This window comes from Histidinibacterium lentulum, assembly GCF_003789055.1.
GTDB classification, from domain to species: Bacteria; Pseudomonadota; Alphaproteobacteria; order Rhodobacterales; family Rhodobacteraceae; genus Oceanicola; species Oceanicola lentulus.
On record NZ_ML119083.1, the window covers coordinates 235,830 to 255,640 of the forward strand.

The 19,811-nt window shown below is 68.5% G+C and carries 18 protein-coding genes; 3 read left to right on the plus strand and 15 right to left on the minus strand.

Features of this window, described 5'->3' with window-relative positions; all coding sequences use genetic code 11:
- Positions 1-222 precede the first annotated feature (222 nt).
- The 11 genes from EAT49_RS07005 to EAT49_RS07055 form a co-directional block, all read right to left on the minus strand.
- Positions 223-1,035 (minus strand): transglutaminase-like domain-containing protein, encoded by an 813-nt coding sequence (locus tag EAT49_RS07005; protein WP_123641584.1) that lies wholly within the window; start codon positions 1,033-1,035, stop codon positions 223-225.
- A gap of 174 nt (positions 1,036-1,209) precedes the next feature.
- Positions 1,210-1,935 carry a ThuA domain-containing protein gene (locus EAT49_RS07010; RefSeq protein ID WP_123641585.1) on the minus strand — a complete coding sequence of 242 codons (726 nt, stop codon included), beginning with the start codon at positions 1,933-1,935 and terminating at the stop codon, positions 1,210-1,212.
- Between the two features lie 225 nt (positions 1,936-2,160).
- Positions 2,161-2,988, minus strand: a complete 828-nt coding sequence (locus EAT49_RS07015; RefSeq protein ID WP_123641586.1) for a 3-oxoadipate:acetyl-CoA acetyltransferase — start codon at positions 2,986-2,988, stop codon at positions 2,161-2,163.
- Positions 2,985-3,875 (minus strand): intradiol ring-cleavage dioxygenase, encoded by an 891-nt coding sequence (locus tag EAT49_RS07020; protein WP_123641587.1) that lies wholly within the window; start codon positions 3,873-3,875, stop codon positions 2,985-2,987. Before EAT49_RS07020 ends, EAT49_RS07015 begins: the two co-directional genes overlap by 4 nt.
- Positions 3,876-3,886: 11 nt before the next feature.
- Complete coding sequence (locus tag EAT49_RS07025) at positions 3,887-5,644, minus strand: FAD-dependent oxidoreductase (RefSeq protein WP_123641588.1); 1,758 nt, start codon at positions 5,642-5,644, stop codon at positions 3,887-3,889.
- A 2-nt stretch (positions 5,645-5,646) separates the two neighbouring features.
- On the minus strand, positions 5,647-6,705 hold the full coding sequence (locus EAT49_RS07030) for a branched-chain amino acid ABC transporter permease (RefSeq protein ID WP_246003783.1): 1,059 nt from the start codon (positions 6,703-6,705) through the stop codon (positions 5,647-5,649).
- Entirely contained in the window at positions 6,702-7,568 is an 867-nt protein-coding gene (locus EAT49_RS07035; protein WP_123641590.1) for a branched-chain amino acid ABC transporter permease, read from the minus strand. Before EAT49_RS07035 ends, EAT49_RS07030 begins: the two co-directional genes overlap by 4 nt.
- Positions 7,569-7,797: 229 nt before the next feature.
- Entirely contained in the window at positions 7,798-8,595 is a 798-nt protein-coding gene (locus EAT49_RS07040; RefSeq protein ID WP_185020688.1) for an ABC transporter ATP-binding protein, read from the minus strand.
- Positions 8,592-9,311 (minus strand): ABC transporter ATP-binding protein, encoded by a 720-nt coding sequence (locus tag EAT49_RS07045; RefSeq protein WP_123641591.1) that lies wholly within the window; start codon positions 9,309-9,311, stop codon positions 8,592-8,594. Before EAT49_RS07045 ends, EAT49_RS07040 begins: the two co-directional genes overlap by 4 nt.
- 72 nt (positions 9,312-9,383) lie before the next feature.
- Positions 9,384-10,661 carry an ABC transporter substrate-binding protein gene (locus EAT49_RS07050; protein ID WP_123641592.1) on the minus strand — a complete coding sequence of 426 codons (1,278 nt, stop codon included), beginning with the start codon at positions 10,659-10,661 and terminating at the stop codon, positions 9,384-9,386.
- A 31-nt stretch (positions 10,662-10,692) separates the two neighbouring features.
- Positions 10,693-11,766 (minus strand): maleylacetate reductase, encoded by a 1,074-nt coding sequence (locus EAT49_RS07055; protein WP_123641593.1) that lies wholly within the window; start codon positions 11,764-11,766, stop codon positions 10,693-10,695.
- Positions 11,767-11,853: 87 nt separating this feature from the next.
- On the opposite strand from EAT49_RS07055, the gene EAT49_RS07060 reads away from it, so the two are divergent.
- Complete coding sequence (locus EAT49_RS07060; RefSeq protein WP_246003784.1) at positions 11,854-12,795, plus strand: LysR family transcriptional regulator; 942 nt, start codon at positions 11,854-11,856, stop codon at positions 12,793-12,795.
- Between the two features lie 6 nt (positions 12,796-12,801).
- Here EAT49_RS07060 and EAT49_RS07065 read toward each other — a convergent pair whose 3' ends face one another.
- The 4 genes from EAT49_RS07065 to EAT49_RS07080 all read right to left on the minus strand — a co-directional run bounded on the left by EAT49_RS07065 (position 12,802) and on the right by EAT49_RS07080 (position 18,026).
- A complete protein-coding gene (locus EAT49_RS07065) occupies positions 12,802-14,154 on the minus strand; it encodes an amidohydrolase family protein (RefSeq protein ID WP_123641595.1) in 1,353 nt (450 codons plus the stop codon).
- Positions 14,155-14,164: 10 nt separating this feature from the next.
- Entirely contained in the window at positions 14,165-16,012 is a 1,848-nt protein-coding gene (locus tag EAT49_RS07070) for a TRAP transporter large permease subunit (RefSeq protein WP_342773821.1), read from the minus strand.
- Between the two features lie 121 nt (positions 16,013-16,133).
- The gene (locus tag EAT49_RS07075; RefSeq protein WP_123641596.1) at positions 16,134-17,219 is read right to left on the minus strand and encodes a C4-dicarboxylate TRAP transporter substrate-binding protein; all 1,086 of its coding nucleotides are present in this window, start codon (positions 17,217-17,219) and stop codon (positions 16,134-16,136) included.
- A 252-nt stretch (positions 17,220-17,471) separates the two neighbouring features.
- On the minus strand, positions 17,472-18,026 hold the full coding sequence (locus tag EAT49_RS07080) for an NADPH-dependent FMN reductase (RefSeq protein WP_123641597.1): 555 nt from the start codon (positions 18,024-18,026) through the stop codon (positions 17,472-17,474).
- Positions 18,027-18,223: 197 nt separating this feature from the next.
- On the opposite strand from EAT49_RS07080, the gene EAT49_RS07085 reads away from it, so the two are divergent.
- Both EAT49_RS07085 and EAT49_RS07090 read left to right on the plus strand, forming a co-directional pair.
- On the plus strand, positions 18,224-18,835 hold the full coding sequence (locus tag EAT49_RS07085; RefSeq protein ID WP_123641598.1) for a ribonuclease D: 612 nt from the start codon (positions 18,224-18,226) through the stop codon (positions 18,833-18,835).
- Positions 18,832-19,803, plus strand: a complete 972-nt coding sequence (locus EAT49_RS07090; RefSeq protein ID WP_123641599.1) for a KpsF/GutQ family sugar-phosphate isomerase — start codon at positions 18,832-18,834, stop codon at positions 19,801-19,803. Before EAT49_RS07085 ends, EAT49_RS07090 begins: the two co-directional genes overlap by 4 nt.
- Positions 19,804-19,811 lie beyond the last annotated feature (8 nt).

Sequence of the window (19,811 nt, forward strand, 5' to 3'; positions counted from 1 at the left end):
CCCGCGACGGGCAAGCGGCCTGGCGCGGGATCAGGCCGGTCAGCGCGGCATGAAGGAGCGAATGGTTGGCGCCGACGGGATGGCCGAAGATGCCCTACGTGCGGACCATGGCGCCGGTCTCGGCCCGATGCAGGTCGGGATCATCGTGGAGCCGACCCGACGATCCCGCTCGTGACACCGCGATGCGCGCCTGCCGGATCCTCGCCGCCGCTCTGTCGCGCCTCATCGCTGATCCGCAGGGCCGATCCGGCCACCCGGCGCGCAGCGGGAAACCGCGATGCTCAACTCGAGGAGCGTCGCTTCCTCCTCGGTCTCCATGAACGGGGCATCGCAGGCATCGCGCCCGACGCCGATGACCACCAGCTCGTCCGGCGCCGACATGCCGGTCGCATCCACGAGATGCCATCCGCCGCCCAGCCACACTTCGGCGACGGCATGGAAATCGGGAGGATCGACGCCCGGACCATAGGCGGAGACGTAGCGGGCCGGGATGTTCGACGCCCGTGACAGGGCGCAGACCATGTGGGCGAAGTCCCGGCAGACGCCCTCGCGGCGCGCGAACGTGTCCAGTGCCGTGGTCTGCGCGTCCGACGTCGCCTGCAGATAGCTGATTTCCCGTGCGACCCAGTCGCGGATCGCCACGACCTTCGCGGTCCCGTCGAGTCCGCCGAACCGTTTCCTGACGAAGGCGGTGAACGCGTCGGACGGGCAGAACCGGGACGGGCGCAGGTAGGTCAGGGCCTCCGCCGGCAGATCGTGCATCGCGGTTGCCTCCCGGCAGTCCGGCAGGGCCCTCCTGCGCGTCACCTCGACCTCGGCCCGGTAACGCAGGCTCAGATCCTCGGTCTCGGGCCAGGCCCAGATCCGCGTGCCGATCCCGCTTTCCCCATCGATCCGCACGAGGCCCGCCCGGTCGATCGACACGTCGTCGCTGACGACGGTCTGCCCGCCGTACCGCGCCGCCTCGATCGCCAGCATGGCGGCCCGGGAGCGACCGATCTGGTAGGACAGGGTCACGTCGATCGACAGGCGCACGGCTGGCTCCGGGTCCGGGGGTCAGGCATCGGCGTGCGGGGATGGACCGATTCCCGGTCGGCGTCGACCGCGAATGACCCGAACGGAGTTCCGTGGAGGCGATGCGGCGACAGTTCTTCCGAATGCGGCACGGCTTTGCCCCCCCGTGGCGACCCCGAGCGGGTCACGGCGGGTTCAGAAATGCTTCCCCGGGTTCTCGTACTCCGCGAACCGGCGCCCCTCCGCGCGCGCCGCCTCCTTGCTGCGGGCCGCCCAGAGCAGGCCCCGGCGGAGCATCTCGTGTGGCGCGCCGCTTTCGATCACGTTCGCCTTGTGCCCGAGCGCGTTGTAGTAGACCCGCCCAAGCCCCCACATCCGCGTCCATGCGACCGGGACATGCACGGGGCCGTTCGCGCTGTGATACCAGGTGACCGTGGGAAACCGGGTCGTTGCGAGGATGTGGTTCGCCGCATCGACCTGCAGATAGTACTGCTCGGTCGCCACCTCGAAATCCTCCAGCCCCTCGGTCAGTTCGTGCTCCCGGTCCTTGATCTCGACCGTATACCGCACCCCGTCGCCGCCCGGATGCGCCACCCAGTTGGCCCCCGTCATGAACTGCCAGAGCACGTTCTCCCGAAAGGCGTCGCACATCCCGCCATGACAGCCGGCAAGCCCGGTGCCCCGCGCGACGGCCTCGGAGACGTTCTCGGCCTGATGCTTCTCGATCCGGCTCATCGTCCAGATCGGCACGACAAGATCGTAGGCGCAGAGCGCCTCGAAATCGTCGAAACAGGAGAGGGTGTCGCGGATGTCGACGCCGACCCCCTCCTCCCGCAGCAGCCCGGCCATCAGATGCGCCACCTTCTCGGGCTCGTGGCCGTCCCACCCACCCCAGGTTATCAGCGCTGTCGAGTCCGCCATCGGGTTCCTCCCCTCGAGTCTGTCGGCGCGCCCGAACGGGCGCAGTCATGCGCAGCGCGTCGCGGCTCGGGCGCCTTGCCGGAACCCGTGGACGTCATGGTTCAACGCCCGGGCGCTCACGGGCTTGCGCCGGCTCCGGGAGCATCGGCCGACACCCGGACCCTGCGCAAGACCTTGGCGGGGACGGGACACCCGGACCCCGTCCGCCCCGGTCCCTGTCCGGTCTCAAGCGGCGAGGCCGAGAATGCGGCGCGCCTCGGCGGGGGTGGCGACGGGGCGCCCGTGCCGCTCGCAGATCTCGGCGGTGATGCGCACGAGCGCGGCGTTCGACGGCGCGAGGGTGTCGCGGTCGAGCCGGATGTTGTCCTCGAGCCCGGTCCGGGTATGGCCGCCCGCGGCGATGGCCCATTCATTGAGCTCGCGCTGGTGCCGGCCGATGCCGGCGGCGCACCATTCGGCGTCCGGCGCGAGACGCTTCAGCGTTTCGACGAAGAAATCGAAGCTGGGCTTGTCGGCGGGCATCGCGTTCTTCACGCCCATCACGAACTGGACGTAGAGCGGCCCGGTGATCCGCCCGTCCTGCGCCATCTTCACGGCCTGGAAGATGTGGCCGAGGTCGAAGGCCTCGATCTCGGGCTTGATGCCGTAGGTCTTCATCTCCGCGGCGAGCCAATCCACCAGATCCGGCGCGTTCTCGTAGATGCGCGTGGGAAAGTTGCAGGAGCCCACCGAGAGCGACGCCATCTCGGGACGCAGGGACAGCATCCCGCCGCGCTCGCGCCCCGCGCCGGAGCGCCCGCCCGTCGTCAGCTGCACGATCATGCCGGGGCAGTGCTTCTCCAGCCCCTCCTTAAGGCGGGCAAAGATCTCGGGGTCCGCGGTCGGCGTCTGGTCGGGCTTGCGGACATGGCAATGGACGATGCTCGCGCCCGCCTCGAAAGCCTCGTGCGCGCTCTCGATCTGCTCCTCGACCGAGATCGGCACCGCCGGGTTGTCTTCCTTGCGCGGCACGGAGCCGGTGATGGCCACGCAGATGATGCAGGGTTTCGTCATGCCGCTTTGTCCTCCCGAGCCAGCACGAAATCGAACTCCACATCCCAGAACGGACCGTCGAAGCCAACGGCTTTCGCACGCTCCGGATCATCGACGAGATTGAACTCCGCCAAGAGGCTCTCCTTCACGCCAAAAACCGCGTCGGAATTGATGTACGGATCGTCCGGATCGAAGATATGCGTGGTCAGTTGATCGTAGCCCGGCGCGGTGACGATGTAGTGCAGATGCGCCGGACGGTAGGGATGGCGGCCGAGGTCGTGCAGCAGCTTTCCCGCGGGGCCATCGTGGGGGATGGGGTAGAACTTCGGCTTCACCGCCCGGAACCAGTACCGGCCGTCCGCCCCGGTGGTGAAGACGCCGCGCAGGTTGAAATCGGGCTGATAGCCCTTTTGCTGGACGTCGTAGAAGCCTTCGTCGTTGGCCTGCCAGACGTCGATCCGCGCGCCCTCCACCGGGTTGCCCTCCGTGTCGAGGATGCGGCCGCGCACGACGATGTCCTCCCCTTTCTGGTCGAGGCAGATGTTGGCGCCCATCTCGTATTCGGGCGCCCCGTCGAGGTGGAACGGCCCCAGGACGGTGTTCTCCGACGCGCCGGAGGGCCTGCGGGAGTTGATCGCATCGACCAGCATCGACACGCCCAACGTGTCCGACAGCAGGATGAATTCCTGCCGCCAGTCGGTGCACATGTGGCCCGTTTCGGTCAGGAACCTGATTGCCGCCATCCATTCGTCCTGCGTCGGCTCGATCTCCTTCACCGCCTCGTGCAGCTTGCGGACGACGACCTCCATCACCTCCTTCAGCCGCTGGTCCTTCGCCTCGGCAAAGCGCGCGGTGACGACCTCCACCGAATTCTCCTCGGTGAAGAAGCCCTTCATATCGCTGTCCATCTCGCCCTCCCTCAGCGGTTCAGAACGGTCCTGAGCACCCGGCGCAGCTCCGCGCCGGGATCGCCGGATACGGTTTCCGCCCGCCAGGCGACATGCTGGTCGGGCCGGACGAGCAGGCAGCCCGAATCGCCGATCTCCCGCGCCCGGGCCCAGTCGCCGGTATGATCCACGATCTTGCGCCGGGGGCCAATCAGATGCACCCCGATGTCCAGCCCGAACTCCGGCCCCACCTCGGCCGCGGCGGCTTCCCAGCCCTCACCGCCGATGCCGGTGAAGATCGTGAACCGGCCCTTGCCGCAGAGATCGAGGGTGGAGTGCTTCTCCCCGGTCAGGTGGTCGAAGAGCCAGACATGGGGGATGCGCGCCCCGGGCCATGTGGTGGGTTGATAATGCAGATCGGCGTCGAGCTCGAAGGCCGGCTCGATCTGGCCGTCCGTCGCCACGGCGCAACTGCGGTAGCGCTGGTTCATCTCGACGCCGTGGGCGTCGAATTCGTACTTCTTGAAGGCGATCGCCTCGCGGATCGCCTCGCGCTGCTTCTCCGCCTCGGGGCCGGTATCGCAGCGGGCCTCGAGGTTCTTCTGCATCACCTCGGGCTTCACCCCCTCGGCCATGCCCAGCGCCTGGAAGATCGGGCCGAACTCGCCGATGGACTGGTTCGCGCGGGTGACGATCTGCTTCGCCACCGGCGCGCGCTCCTCGGAATAGCTGTCGAGAAGGCCCGGCCCCGCCTGCCCCTTCAGCACGGCGGCCAGTTTCCACGCGAGGTTGAAGCCGTCCTGAATCGAGGTGTTGGACCCCAGCCCGTTCGACGGCGGATGCCGGTGCGCGGCGTCGCCCATGATGAAGACGCGCCCGTTCTGCATGTGGGTCGCGTACATGTCGTTCACGGTCCAGACGCTGGCCCCCAGAAGCTCGATCTCCAGCTCCGGGTCGCCCACGAGCTGCCGCGCCACCTGCGTAGCCATTGCTGCGTCCACCTCGGGCGCGGGCTGGGTGATGTCGTAGCCCCAGACGATCAGCCACTCGTCCCAGGGCCGGACCATGCGCACCAGACCCATCCCGATCCCGCCCACGTCGGCGCCGGGCTGCATCACCCAGTAGAGCACGGACGGGCGATGCGCGACGAAACGCGAGAGATCCGCGCGAAAGAGGATGTTCATCGACCCGCCGACGCCCATCTTGCCTTCGAAGGGCAGGCCCGCGTGCTCCGCCACCGCCGAATTGCCGCCATCGGCGCCGACGAGGTATTTCGAGCGGATCGTCAGCGTCTCCCCGGTCAGCCGGTCCCGGCAGGTGGTCGTGACCCCGTCCGCGTCCTGCTCGTGGCTGACGTATTCCGTCGACATCCGCGCCTGCGTCCCGCGCGAACAGGCGGTCTTGAACAGCAGCGGCTCCATGTAGGTCTGCGGCAGGTCGTTCATGAAGGTGGGGCTCGACAGGACATGCTCCGCCTTCGACAGGGGATGGTTGCCCCAGCTCTTCATGCGCCCGATCTCTTCGCCCGCGAGGCTTTCGCAGAAGATGTTCTCGCCCATCAGCTCCTGCTGGGTGGCGTGCATGTAGGCCTCGTCCTCCACCTCGCGGCCGAGATCGCGCAGGACCTCCATCGTGCGCTGGTTGGTGATGTGCGCCCGCGGGGTGTTGGCGAGCCAGCGGTAGCGGTTGATCGCCATGTTCTCCACGCCGTAGCTCGACAGCAGCGCCGCGGTGGCGGATCCCGCCGGCCCGGTGCCGATGATCAGAACGTCGGTCTCTATTCTGGCCATGCTCAGCCCTCCCTGCCCTTCAGTGCCCCGCCGGCCAGCCTGCGCCGCACGGGAAAGAGTTGAATGCCCGTCCGTTCGGACAGCAGCCCCCAGAGCCCGCGCGGCGCGAACAGCATCACCCCGATCCCGATGAGCCCGAGCAGCATCAGGTACCAGGCGCCGTAATCGGCGAAGAGGCTCTGGAGGAGAAAGAACACGAGGACGCCGATGATCGGCCCCTCGATGGTGCCGAGTCCGCCGATCACCACGATGAAGATCACGTAGGCGGTCCAGTCGGTGACGCTGAAGGCGGCATCGGGGGAGATGCGGCCCTTCTGCAGGTAGATGAGCCCGCCCGCGAGCCCGGTGCCGAAGGCGGAGGTCAGGAAGACCACCCATTTCATCCGCCCCGCATCCACGCCCACGGACCGCGCCGCCTCCTCGTTGTCGCGCACGGCGGCAAGGGCGAGGCCCCGGCGCGTGCGCAGCAGCCAGTAGATGCCCGCGATGGTGGCCACGACGAGGATCAGCGCCAGCCAGTAGGCAAGGATGTCGCGCGCCTCGCTCGCCCGGACATCGAGGGCGGTCTCGATGGTCGGGACGAGCATCATCTCGGCCACCGCCTCGCGCGGCAACGAGGTGCCCGTACCGCCACCCACCGCGCGCCATTGCGCGACCGAGAGCCGGCAGACCTCGGCGATGACCCAGGTTCCGATGGCGAAATAGGCGCCCTGAAGGCGGAAGGCGAAGACGGAGATCGGCACGGCGAGCACCACCGCGACCAGCCCCGCGATCAGGATCGAGACCACCGGATCGACGCCATAGAGGATCACCGCGCCATAAAGCGCGTAGGCCCCGAGCCCGACGAAGGCCTGCTGTCCCACGGAGACGAGCCCGCCATAGCCCGCGAGCAGGTTCCAGAACTGCGCGAGCGTCAGCATGGTCAGGATGAAGAACAGGTCCTGGATCGTGCCGCGCCCCACGAAGAGCGGCGCGAGCGCCAGCCCCGCCACGAGGATGAGCGCGCCCCAGAAGGCCGTCCGCGAGGCGCGGGTGCGCGTGGTGACGGTATAGACGCTCACCGGCCGCCCCCCTGCGGGAAGAGGCCCCGAGGCTTGACGAGCAGGACGAGCAGGAAGGCGATGTGCCCCGCGAGGATCTGCCATTCGGGATTGATCGCCGCGCCCACGGTCTGCGCCACGCCGATGATGATGCCGCCCGCGAGCGTGCCCCAGAGGCTGCCGAGGCCCCCGATGATCACCGCCTCGAAGGCGTAGATCAGCCGCGCCGGCCCCGCCGAGGGATCGAAGTTCGCGCGCGTGCCGAGGTAGAGTGCGGCGATCGTGACGACGAGCATGGCGACGGCGGTCGCTGTTGCGAAGACCCGGTCGGGCCGGATGCCCATGAGGCTTGCCGTCACCTGATCGTCCGACGTGGCCCGGAACGCCCGCCCGATGGCGGTGCGATAGAAGAGCTGGTTCAGCCCGACGATGACGAGGACCGCCGAGGCGAAGGTGATCAGCGGCAGCACCCCCACCGTGACCGGCCCGAGATCGACAGAGGCGGTTTCCAGCGCGCCCATGGAGATGCGCTGGCTGTCGGCCGAGAAGGACTCGAGCAGGGCGTTCTGGATCACCACCGACAGTCCGAAGGTCACCAGAAGCGGCGGCAGGATGTCGTCGCCCAGGGTGCGGTTCAGCACGACCTTCTGCAGGAGCCACCCGAGGGCGAACATGACCGGCGCGGCCACGAGCGCGGCGAGGAACGGGTTCACCCCCAGCACCGAGACGACGACAAGGATCAGGTAGGCGCCGAAGACGATGAGATCGCCATGGGCGAGGTTCACGAGCCGCATGATCCCGAAGACGAGGCTGAGGCCGGCCGCGAAAAGCGCGTAGAGCCCGCCGAGGAGAACCCCCTGGACCAGGGTATCGAGGCCGATCATCGCACCTGCTCCCACGAGTTCCGTCTGGAGATGCCCCGGGGAGGTCCGGAGGGGCAACGCCCCTCCGGCGGGTCGGCGCCAAAGGCGCCGAAACCCTCATGCATCCAAGAGAAGCGGTTTCGCCGCGCTGCGCGCGGCGATCCGCCGGGGGCTCCGCCCCCGGACCCCCGGGATATTTCCGGCCCAAAGAAGGACGGGCGCGGGACATCGCACCGAACGGCGGGACGGATCATGCGGCGGCTCCGAAATAGGCGGCGTGGATGTCGTCGCGGCTGATCGTGTCGGGGCGGCCCTCGAGGGTCACGCGGCCCTCCATCATGCAGTAGACCCGATCGGCGACCGCGAGCGCCTGGCCGATGTCCTGTTCGACGATGATGACGCTGGCGCCGGTCTCGCGGATCCTCGGCAGGGCCGCGTAGATGTCGCGGATCACCACCGGGGCGAGGCCGAGGCTGATTTCGTCGCAGAGGAGGATGTCGGGGTTCGACATCAGCGCGCGCCCGATGGCGACCATCTGCTGCTGCCCGCCGGACAGAGCGGTCCCCGGGGATCGGCGCCTCTCGCGCAGGATGGGGAAGAGGTCGTAGACCGTCTCCAGCGACCAGTGGCCGCTGCCGTCGTGATCGCCCGCCATCGCGGCCGGATCGGGACCGCCGGTCAGCCGCGCGAAAAGGCTGTCGATCCGGTCGCCGAGGTCGCGGCCGCCCTTGTGCTGGGCGCCGATCAGGAGGTTCTCCTCGACGGTGAGCGACGGGAAGAGGCGGCGCCCCTCCGGCACCATCGCGATGCCGCGCTTCATGATCGTGTCGGCGGGCAGGTGGCCGATCCCGGTCCCCGCGTGCAGGATCTGGTCGCGCGCGCTGCGCAGCACCCCGGTGATGGCACGCATCAGCGTGGTCTTGCCCGCGCCGTTGGCGCCGATGATGGCCACCGTCTCGCCGCGCGCGAGGGTGATGTCGACGCCGAAGAGCGCCTGGAAATCGCCGTAGAAGGCGGTGAGGCCCCTGGTCTCGAGCAGCGCGGTCATATCTCGATCCCGAGGTAGATCTCGCGCACCTCGCGGCTGGCCATGATCTCCGCCGGGTCGCCGAGACCGATGACCCTGCCGAAATCCAGCACCAGCAGCCGTTCGACCACGCTGTTGAGCGCGTGCAGGACGTGTTCGATCCAGATGATCGTCACTCCCTCGGCGTGGATCGCCCGGATGGTGGCCACGAGCGCCTGGCATTCGCCCTCGGTCAGCCCACCCGCGATCTCGTCGAGCAGCAGGAGCCGGGGCCCGGTGGCGAGGGCGCGCGCCAGTTCCAGCCGCTTGCGTTCGAGGAGCGACAGCCGCCCGGCCTCGGCATTCGCCTTCGGCAGCAGGCCCGTGCGCTCCAGCACCTCGGCGCAGGGGTCGCGCATGTCGCGTTCGCGGGCCGCGCGGCCGTGGGTCGCGGCGACCAGCAGGTTCTCGAAGACGGTCAGCTTCTGGAAGGGCTGGGGAATCTGGAAGGATCGGCCGATCCCCGCGCGGACCCGGGCCATGGCGGGCTCGCGGGTCACGTCGCGGCCGTTGAGGCGGATGGTCCCGGCGTCGGGCAGGATATTGCCGGTCACGAGGTTGAAGAGCGTCGACTTGCCCGCGCCGTTGGGGCCGATGATGCCCAGCGCCTGCCCCTCGGGCACGTCGAAGGAGACGTCGTCGGTCACCTTCAGGGACCCGAAGCTCTTCGACACGGAGTCGAGGGACAGGACGGTCATGGGCTCTCCCGGCGGCCTCACGGCGCCGCTGATGGTCGGATGATCGCGCCCGGACCGAGCCGGGCGCGCAGGTCAGGCGGGGATCTCTTCCATCGTGCCGCCCGTGGGCACGTCCGGGGCGGTCTGGTTGTCGACGATCACGAGGTCGTAGCCGCCCCCCTCGCGCAGGCGCCACTGACCGCCCACGAGGGGTGTCTTGGCCACGTTCCGCGCCGCGAAGGGCGGCAGGCCCGCGCCGTTCCACGAGAGCGGACCGACGATGGTGGCCATGTCCGTCGCTGCGATGGCCTCGGACACGGCATCCGGATCGCCGCTGTCGGAGACCCGGCCCATGACGTTCGCCGCAACTTCGAACAGCGCGTGCACGAAACCGATGGGCTGCGTCCACTGGCGGCCGGTCGCCTCGGTGAAGCCCGTGGCGAGGTCGCCCGCCGACATGCCGTTGAGCGACGAGGCGAACGGATGCGAGGGCGACCACCAGACCTCGGACGAGAGGTTGTGCCCGGCGTCGCCCAGCGTTTCCACCGCCTGGGGAAACAGGATCGCCTTGCCGATGGAGGCGGCCTTTGGGGTGAAGCCCTGCTGCTTGGCCTGGGTCCAGAATGTCGTGAAGTCGGGCGGGATCACGACGCCCGTGACGATCTCCACCGCGTTGTTGCGGAAGGCGTTGATCTGGGCGGTGAAGTCGTCCGTCAGGTTCTGGTAGCGGCCGGTATCGGTCAGGGTGTAGCCGAGTTCGTCGAGCACCGGCGGGAAGCCCACCACCGGGTCGCCCCAGGCGTTGCCGTCGCCGTCGTTCGGGAAGAGTGCGCCCACCGATCTGTTGGTGTCGAGCTGCGCCCACATGTTGGTGAAGACGGCGATGACGTCCTCGAGGCCCCAGAAGAAGTGGTAGGAATAGTTGAACGGTTGCCAGGTCTCCGGCGCACCCGGGTTGCCCTGCTGGCCGATGAACCAGGGCTGCCAGGGCGCGACGGTGGAGATGCAGGGGACCTCCTCGAACTCGCAGGTGGTGGTCACCGGGTTCGTCGTCTCTGGGGTGGAAGCCACGAGCATCAGGTCGATGCCGTCGTCCACGATCAGTTCCTGCGCCACTTCGGCGGCCCGGTTCGGGTTCGACTGGCTGTCCTTGACGATTACCTCGAAGTTCTGGCCCGCCTCGGTGGCCGCGAAGCCGTCGAGGATGAAGCGGTCGGCCTCGGCGAAGGCGGCGAGGGGGCCGGACTGGGGCGTGACATAGCCCACGCGGATGCGGGCGCCCTGGGCGATGGCCGGCGCGGCCAGAGGGCCCGCGGCAAGCGCGAAGCCCGAGGCGGCGGTGCCCTTGAGCAGTTTGCGGCGTGTCAGCATCTCGTGTTCCTCCCTTGAGATGACTTGCGCGTCAGGTGCCCGGCGCGCGGCCGCCCCAGGCGGCGTCGAGCAGCGCCCGGATGCCGTCCCGGTTCACGGGGGCGGGATTCCAGTAGGGTTTCGTCACCGCGAGATCGGCGGCGCGGTCGAGATCGGCTTCGGAGAGGCCGAGGTCCCTCAGCGCGAGCGGGGCGCCCGCGCGCGTCGCGAAGGCATGGAGCGCGGCGCCGGGTTCCGTGCCACCGAAGATCCGGGCGACCGGCGCCAGCAGGTCCGGCACGGCCGCCGCATTGTAGGCGATGGCGTGGGGCAGGACGATGGCATGGGTTTCGGCATGGGGCAGGTCGAACGACCCCCCGAGCGTGTGGCAAAGCTTGTGGTGCAGCGCCATGCCCACCTGGCCCAACACCGTGCCGCAGAGCCAGGCGCCGTAAAGCGTCTCTCCCCGGGCGGCGAGGTCGTCCGGCGCCTCCAGCACGCGCGGCAGGGCGGAGGCGAAGGCGCGCATCCCCTCGACGGCGAGCGCGGTGGAGAGCGGATTGCGGTCCTGGGCATAGAGCGCCTCGGCCGCATGGGCGATGGCGTTGAGCGCGCTCGTCACGGTCATTGCGAGAGGCAGCGTCGCCACCAGCTCGGCATCGTAGAGGATCACCTCGGGCTGCACCTTCGCGTCGCTGAGCGTGGTCTTCACCCCGTTCTCGGTCTGGCCGAGGATAGGCGTCGCCTCGCTGCCGGCGTAGGTGGTGGGCACAACGATCTGCGGCAGGTCGGTGCGATAGGCGATGGCCTTGCCGAGCCCGATGGTGGAGCCGCCCCCGACAGCGACGACGCAATCGGCGCCGATCTCGGCGACATGGGCCATGGCCTCCTCGGTGACGGCGACCGGCGTGTGCATCGCTGCGCGGGAGAAAACGCCTGCGGCGCGGCTGCCCAGGTCCTCGGCGATCGCCATGGCACTGTCGGACTGGGGCGGCGTGGACAGCACGAGCGCGCGGGTCAGGCCCAGTCGGTCCAGTTCAGCCGCCACCTCGCGGCGCACCCCGGGCGCGAAGCGGACCCGCACGGCGGCGCTGCGCGCGGTGAATTCGGGCTGAAAGTAGGACATGATCGTCTCCCTTGACCGGCTGCTACCATGCAATTCGAGGGAACTTGATCCGATCTGTGCGGATCAATATACCATCGCGTTATGAAAATGGACCCGCGCCACCTCGAACTTCTGGCCGCGATCGTGGATCACGGCGGGTTGACGGAGGGGGCGGAGGCGCTGGGCAAGTCGCAGCCCTCGGTATCGCGGACGCTTGCGCAGCTCGAGGCGCGGATCGGCGCGCCGCTCTTCAAGTCGGGAAAACGGCCGCTGCAGCCTACCGATCTGGGCCTCGCGCTGGCCGAACAGGGGCGCGCCGTCCTGAAGGCCGACCGCGCCGCCTCGGAGATCGTCGACCGCTGGCGGACCGGCCGGTCCGGGCTGGTGCGGGCCGGCGGCACGCCCTTCTTCATGGACGGGGTGATCGCGTCGATGATCGCGCGGTTCCAGCAGACCATGACCGACGTGCGGGTGGACCAATCCTATGGCTACGGGCCCGACCTGATCGAGCGGGTGCGGAGCGGCGCGCTCGACATCGCCATCCTTCCCCTGCCGAAGGAGGACGTGCCCGAGGACCTGAGCTTTCAGCCGATCCTGCCGGGCCTCAACGTGATCGCCTGCCGCGAGGGGCATCCGCTGGTGCGGCGGCGACTGCTGACGCCGGGAGACATCGCCCGCTATCCGTGGATCGCGCCGCCCGCGGACAGCCCGCTCTACCGCGACCTGCGGCGGGCGCTGTCGAATATCGGGGCGGAAGACTTCCGGATCAGCTTCTCCGGCGGGTCGCTCGCCTCGGTGCTGAGCGTTCTGACCGGGTCGGACAGCTTGACGGTGCTGCCCTATTCGGTCGTGTTCATGGTCAAGGGGCGGGCGCCCGTCACGGCCCTGTCGCTGGAGATCGGGCATCCGAACAGGGTGCTCGGCCTACTGGTGCGGGCGGGGACGGAGCCGACCCCCGCCGCCCGCCGGTTCCGGGCGTTCATCGCGGCCGAGTTCGGGTCCCTCGGCCGCCGGATCGCCAAACACCAGACGGAGCAGATCTGGCGCTGAGTGCGATCAGTGCGCGGCCTGCTTGCCCCGGAATTCCTCGACCACGCGGCGGCCGCTGGCCTCGAGCCTGTCCGTCAGCGCCTCGAGATCGACGTTCAGCATCTTGCCCCCCTGCTTCACGAGGCGCCCGCCGACCATGACCGTGTCCACGTTCTCGGGCCGGGCGTGGAAGACGATGGTCGCCACCGGATCGTGGACCGGGCGCATGTTCATCGACCGCGTCTCCAGCAGCACGATATCGGCCTCCTTGCCCACGGTGAGAGACCCGATCCGGTCCTCCATCCGCAGCATCCGCGCGCCGCCCATGGTGGCCCAGTTCAGCGCCTGCCGGGTGCTGAATCCGATCACCTCGGGCGGGCCGCCGGTCTCGGCGCGCACGATGCGGGTATGGTGATGCCGCGCGGATTGCAGCGTGATGCGGGTGACGCCGAACATGTCGCCCGCGACACCCGACTCGACGTCAGACCCGATGGAGAGCTGATCGTCCGCATGATGGCTGACGATCCGCGTGAGCGGCTCGCCAAAGCCCATCTGCAGCTCGATCTCCGCGGTGACGTTGACCGTCGCGCCGTTGTCCAGAACGCGCTTCACCTCGTCGTCCGGAAGGCCGTTGCCATGCACGATGTTGATGTGCCGCCCCAGCAGGCCCTCCTTCTCCAGCTCGGCCCAGGCATCGCCCCAGAGCATGTTGCCCGAGACGTGCATGGAGGTGACGAGATCCATCTCCTGCGCCAGCGCAAAATCGGTGCGCACCACGTTCTCCACCGACATCTGCGGCCCGAGGATCGCCATGCCCATGGTGATGAGCGCGTCGTCGGACGCCAGCGGGCCGGTGCGCAGGCGCTCGATCTCGCCACGCGGCATGGGCACTTCGGAGAAATGCGGCTCGCCCGGTTTCGGATCGGGCTTGGGAGAGCCGTGCAGGAACTTCGCCCGGCCGCCGGCCTTGCGCAGCCCCTCGATGGCGGCGTCGGTATGGTCCGGCGTGTGGTTCGCGTGGCACCAGTCGGCGATGGTCGTGGCGCCGGAGGAGAGCTGGTGCAGCATCCCGACCTGGTTCGCGATCTCCATGTCCTCGGGGCGGAAACAGGTGGCAAGGCCCGCGTGCATCCCCTTGAAGTAGTCGAAGAGGGTCCAGTCCGCGGCCAGCCCGCGCAGGCCGGCCTGCCAGGTGTGGATATGGGCGTTCACGAACCCGGGCATGGCGATCATGCCGGTCGCGTCGATCACCTCGGCGCCCTCGGCGGCGAGGTCCGGCCCGAGCTCCGAGATCCTGCCGTCCTCGACCAGGATGTCGCCGGTATAATCCGGCCCGTCCATGGTGACGACGGCGGCGTTCTTTATCAGTGTGCGGGACATGTGTGCGTTCCTAGTAGACGAGAAAGAGCGTGATCGCGGGCACGAAGATCAGCAGCAGGGTCAGCAGCAGCATCACCAGGACAAAGGGCAGGGCCCCGGTGAAGATGTCCCCGAGGGTGACGAACCCCTTGGGAAGGGACCCCTTCACCACGAAGACCGACAGCCCGAACGGTGGCGTCAGCAACCCGATCTCGATGGCGATGATCGACACGATTCCGAACCAGATCAGATCCCCGCCCAGCGCCGTCACCAGAGGGATCGCGATGGGCAGGATCACCAGCATGATCGACACGGAATCGAGGATCATGCCGAGAAGGATCACCAGCACGATATAGGCCAGCATGAAGCCGATCAGCTGCAGGTCGTAGGCAGCCAGGAGGTTCGTCGCCTGCATCGGGATCGTGGAGAGCGCCAGCATCCGGGCATAGAGGTTGGCAGCGATGATCAGGAACAGGATCGAGGCGGTGATGTAGCCCGTCTCGAGGGCGATGGACTTGATCGCCGTCCAGTCGAGCTTGCGCCGCGCCCCGGCGACGACGAAGGCACCCAGGGCGCCGATCGCGCCGGCCTCGGTCGGGCTGAACAGGCCGCCGTAGATGCCGCCCATGACCAGCGCGATGATGAAGATCACGGGCACCAGTCGCCACGCCATCTCGCCGCCGCTCATCTGCTCCGTCTCGGCGGTGGGCTTCGGGTTGCCCACGAAGCTCGGAAACCATGTCGCCAGCCCGATGTTCAGGAGCGAGAACGCGACGGCGAGGATGATCCCCGGCACGATGGCCGCGATGAAGAGCGCGCCGACCGACACCTCGGCGATCAGCCCGTAGACGATCAGCAGCAGGCTCGGCGGAATGAGCATCCCCAGGACGGAACTCCCCGCGATCACCCCGGTGGAGAAGCGGCGGGTGTACCCCGCCTCGTCCATGGCGGGCACGGCGACACGGCTGAAGACGGCGGCCGAGGCGATGGAAGAGCCCGTGATCGCGGCAAAGATCGCGTTGGCGGCCACGGTGGCCACGCCCAGCCCGCCCCTGAGCTTGCGCAGCGCCACCACAGCCACCTGGAAGGCGTCGCGGCCCACGTCGGCGCGGTCGAGCACCAGCCCCATCATGACGAAGAGCGGCACCACGCCGAATTCCACCGACCGGATCGCACCAGAGGCCGCGAGGCCCAGCGAGTTCATCGCGACGGTGAGGTTGTCGCGGGTCAGCCAGACGCCGACGAAGGACATGGCCAGAAGGACGAAGGCCACGGGCATCCCGCAGGCGACGAGAACGAAGAGCCCGAGAAAGGCCATGAGCCCGACCTGCACCGGGCTCAGGTCGCCGCCGAACAGCAGCCCGAGAAACAGCAGCGCGCCGCCGCCCACCACGGCGAGCCCGGTCATCGACACCCGGTCCGGACCATGGGCGCGGATGCTCGCGGCAAAGTCGCGTGCGCCCACGAGCGTCAGCCGCAACGTCTCCAGCGTCGCCACCGCCGCGCCGAGGACGACGGCGAGCTTGAACGGCCAGAGCGGGATCCGGAAGGCGCCCACTGCGCCGGCGAATTCCGCCTCCCGGACCGACTTCATGAAATCGACCCAGAGCTTCTCCGTCGCCAGCATCATCAGGCCGGCGGCCACGGCGAAGAACAGGACGCTCGTGCCCAGCGCCAGCTGCGGCCGGTTCCTCTCCCAGCTCCCCATGAGGAAATCGGCGCGGATCAGTCGTCCGCTGCGGATCGTGCTGCCGAGCTGCCCGAAGACGCAGGCGACGATGGCGTAGGCCACGAAGTCCGACACGCCGTTGATCGGGATCTGGAAGACGCCGCGCATCACCACGTCCGCGGTGATCAGCATCATGAAGAACACGATCATGGTGGAGGCCGCGGCAGAGAAGACGCCCGAGACCCACCCGAGAGCCGCGTCAAGAGGTCCCCGGGGTCCGGCCGGGCTTTCGGCCGGACCCATGTTTTCTGTGTCTGTTGTCACGACAGGATCAGACGTCGGCCGCCCAGTCGCGCAGCGGCTCGGCGCCCTCTTCCTGCACCACTTCCATGTAGCGCTTCAGCATGGCGCGGGCAGGCACGCCGCGGGCCTCCTGCTCTTCGACCCAGACCTTGGCGAGATCGCCGAGGCGGTCGGCCCATTCCATGCGCTGCTCCTGCGGCATGTCGCTGATCGTGGCGCCCTCGTTCGCGAAGTTCTCGAAGAACACCGCCTCGCGCTCCTTGATGAGCCGCGCATTCTCGTGGCTGTACTCACGGCCCAGTTCGGCCAGCACCTGCTGCACGTCCTCGGGCAGGGCGTTGTAGACGTCCGAGTTGATGCCGAACCCGCCGAAGCTGATCGGGCCGGTGTCGACCTTGGTGATGTAGGGGGCGACCTCGTGCAGTTTCAGCGGATAGGCCCCGGTGCCGATGATCATCGTGCCGTCGCCGACGCCGGTCTGGATCTGGCCGTACATCTGCGGCAGGCCCGACGTCACCAGCGTGGCGCCCACCGGCTCGATCCAGGGGGCGATCGTCGGGACGCCGACCAGCTTGAGGCCCTCGAGATCGGCAAGGCTTTCGATCGGGCGCTTGGTGAACAGGTGGTAGCTGTCCGAGCCGCAGCAGCCGAAGTAGCTGATGTTCTGCGCCGCCCATTCGGCCTTGAAGGCCTCTTCCTCGTCGTTGAGCCGGTTCATCGAGTTGAACGCCTGCTCGACGGTCTGGGTGGTGAAGGGCGTCGGGAACTGGATGTTCTGCAGCGGCAGGGTCGACGGCTCCCAGAGGGACCCGATCCAGCCCATGTCCGTCAGGTTCTGGGTCACGGCTTCGAGCGTGTCCTGGAATCCGTAGAGCGACCCGCCGAAGGCTTCGGTCCAGTTGATCCGGTAGTTCGAGCCGCGTTCCTCGAGGAGCTGGTTGGAGCGGTCGACGACGACCGTCTTGAGCGGACCGACCCAGGCGATGGTCGTCGGGTGGCTCGACGACATCGTCAGGTTGATGGTCTCCTGCGCAAAGGCCGGCCGCGCGCCCAAGAGGGCGGGCGCGGTCAGGCTGATCATTCCGGCGACGGCTTGTCTGCGATTGAGCTTCATGTGCTTGGTCCCTCCAGTTGGCAGAGGTCGCGGTCTCCCCGCCGCACCCTCTGCGACACCCTCGTCCATGCTGCCCGCGATTCGCCGCGCTTGGCAAGCGAAATCAGAAAACGATTGCGAAAACCCCGCGTGGCCCAGCATTCCTTGCACCCAGAATTGGCAATCGTTTGCACAATCAGTGCGGTCGCGGACCTTGGGGCACCCTGTGGCGCCCGGTCGGTCCGCCGAGGAACGCAGCTGGTCCGGCGCGCCTCAGGACACCTGGTCGATGAACTCCGCGAAGGCCGCAAGCTGGGCCGCGACCGCATCGCGCGAGGGCTGGTCCGTCAGCCGCCCGCCCTCGACCTTCTGCATGGCCTGCGAAACGAAGACTTCGGGCCGGGTGAAGACGATGGCGTCGAGGAACACGAGCGTCTGCCGCAGGTGATACTGCATCCGCGCACCGCCGATCATGCCCGGCGCGGCGGACTGGATCGCCACCGGTTTCATCCTGAATGGCGGGTCGGGCAGACGCGACAGCCAGTCGATGGCGTTCTTGAGCGCGCCGGGGATCGAGTAGTTGTATTCCGGCGAGACGAAGATGACCCCGTCCGCAGCACGCACCGCATCGCCCAGCGCCGTGACACCCGCGGGAATGCCGCTCTCGGTGGCAAGATCGCCGTTGTAGTGTGGGAACTCCGCGAAAGAGGGTCCCTCGGCGAAGCGCATTCCCTCGGGTGCGAGCTCTGGCAGCGTCTCCATCAGCGCGCGGTTGATGGATGCCTTCCGCAGACTGCCGCAGATCGTCAGTATGGTCTTCTCGCGCATCGTCCCTCGCTACCCCCACCCCAGACGGTGCCGGGATCGTACAGGGCGCCTCCGGCGGAACAAGCGTCAAGAGCGTGGGGCCTTGCGGGGGCACATGTTCGCGGGCGCACCTGCGCGGTGCCGGGCGGGTTCGGTTGCGCCGCCAGCGACGCTGGAGTAAGGCCCGGCGACCCCGCTCCTCCGGTTCAGGACGCTCCATGGCCAACCATCTCTACCAGAACGACCTGCCCGACGGGCTCGACCTCGGGCCGGTGGTGGCCATCGACTGCGAGACGATGGGCCTCAATCCGCACCGCGACCGTCTCTGCGTCGTGCAGATGTCCTCGGGGGACGGCCATGCGCATCTGGTGCAGGTCGCCAGGGGCCAGACCGAGGCGCCGAACCTCACGGCGATGCTGGAGAACCCCGAAGTGCTGAAGCTCTTTCACTTCGGCCGGTTCGACATCGCGGTGCTGCTCCATGCCTTCGGGGCGATGACCGGGCCGGTCTACTGCACCAAGATCGCCTCGAAGCTGGTGCGCACCTTCACCGACCGCCACGGGCTGCGCGTGCTGCTGCAGGATCTGCTCGGGGTCGATATCTCCAAGCACCAGCAGCAGAGCGACTGGGGCGCGGAGGCCCTGACCGAGGCGCAGCTCGACTACGCGGCATCGGACGTGCTGCACCTTCATGCGCTGAAGGCGCGGCTGGACGAGATGCTGGCACGCGAGGGCCGGACGCTCATCGCCCAGTCCTGCTTCGATTTCCTGCCCACCCGGGCGCAGCTGGACCTCGCCGGCTGGCCCGAACTGGACATCTTCTCCCATTGAGCGCGGATCGGAACACCGTTCTTGCGACCGCGCGGCGGGTCATCGGGATCGAGGCGCGCGCACTTGATGCGCTCGCCGGTTCGATCGACGGCGCCTTCGGCGAGGCGGTCGACCTGATCCTCTCCGCCACCGGCCGGGTCATCGTCTCGGGCATGGGCAAGTCGGGCCATGTCGCGCGGAAGATCGCGGCGACCCTGGCCTCCACCGGCACGCCGGCGCATTTCGTCCATCCGGCGGAGGCAAGCCACGGCGATCTGGGCATGATGACCCGCGGCGACGTGGTGCTGGTGCTGTCGAATTCCGGCGAGACACCGGAACTCGCCGACCTGATCGCCTATACCCGCCGGTTCCGCATCCCGATGATCGGCGTCGCCAGTCGCGCCGATAGCGCGCTGATGCGCCAGTCGGATGTGCGGCTGGTGCTGCCCCCGGCGGAAGAGGCCTGCGGGACGGGCGTCGTGCCCACCTCCTCGACGACCATGACGCTGGCACTGGGCGATGCCCTCGCCGTCGCGCTGATGGAACACCGGCGCTTCACGCCGGAGATGTTCCGCACCTTCCATCCCGGCGGCAAGCTGGGCGCCCGGCTGTCGAAGGTGCGTGACCTGATGCACGCGGGCGAGGCCCTGCCGCTGGCCGCGCTCCGCACGCCCATGAGCGACGCGCTCCTGACCATCAGCCAGAAGGGCTTCGGCGTGCTGGGCGTACTCGACGACGATCACCGGCTGGCGGGCGTGGTCACGGACGGCGACCTGCGCCGGCACATGGACGGGCTGCTGGAGCGCACGGCGGGCGACGTGATGACGAGAGCACCGCGGACCATCGGCCCCGACGCGCTGGCCGAGGAGGCGGTGGCGGTGATGAACGAGAAGCAGATCACCTGCCTGTTCGTGGTGGACCCCGCCGGCTCGGACCGGGTCACGGGGCTTCTGCATATCCACGACTGCCTGCGGGCCGGCATCGTCTGAGGCGGGGA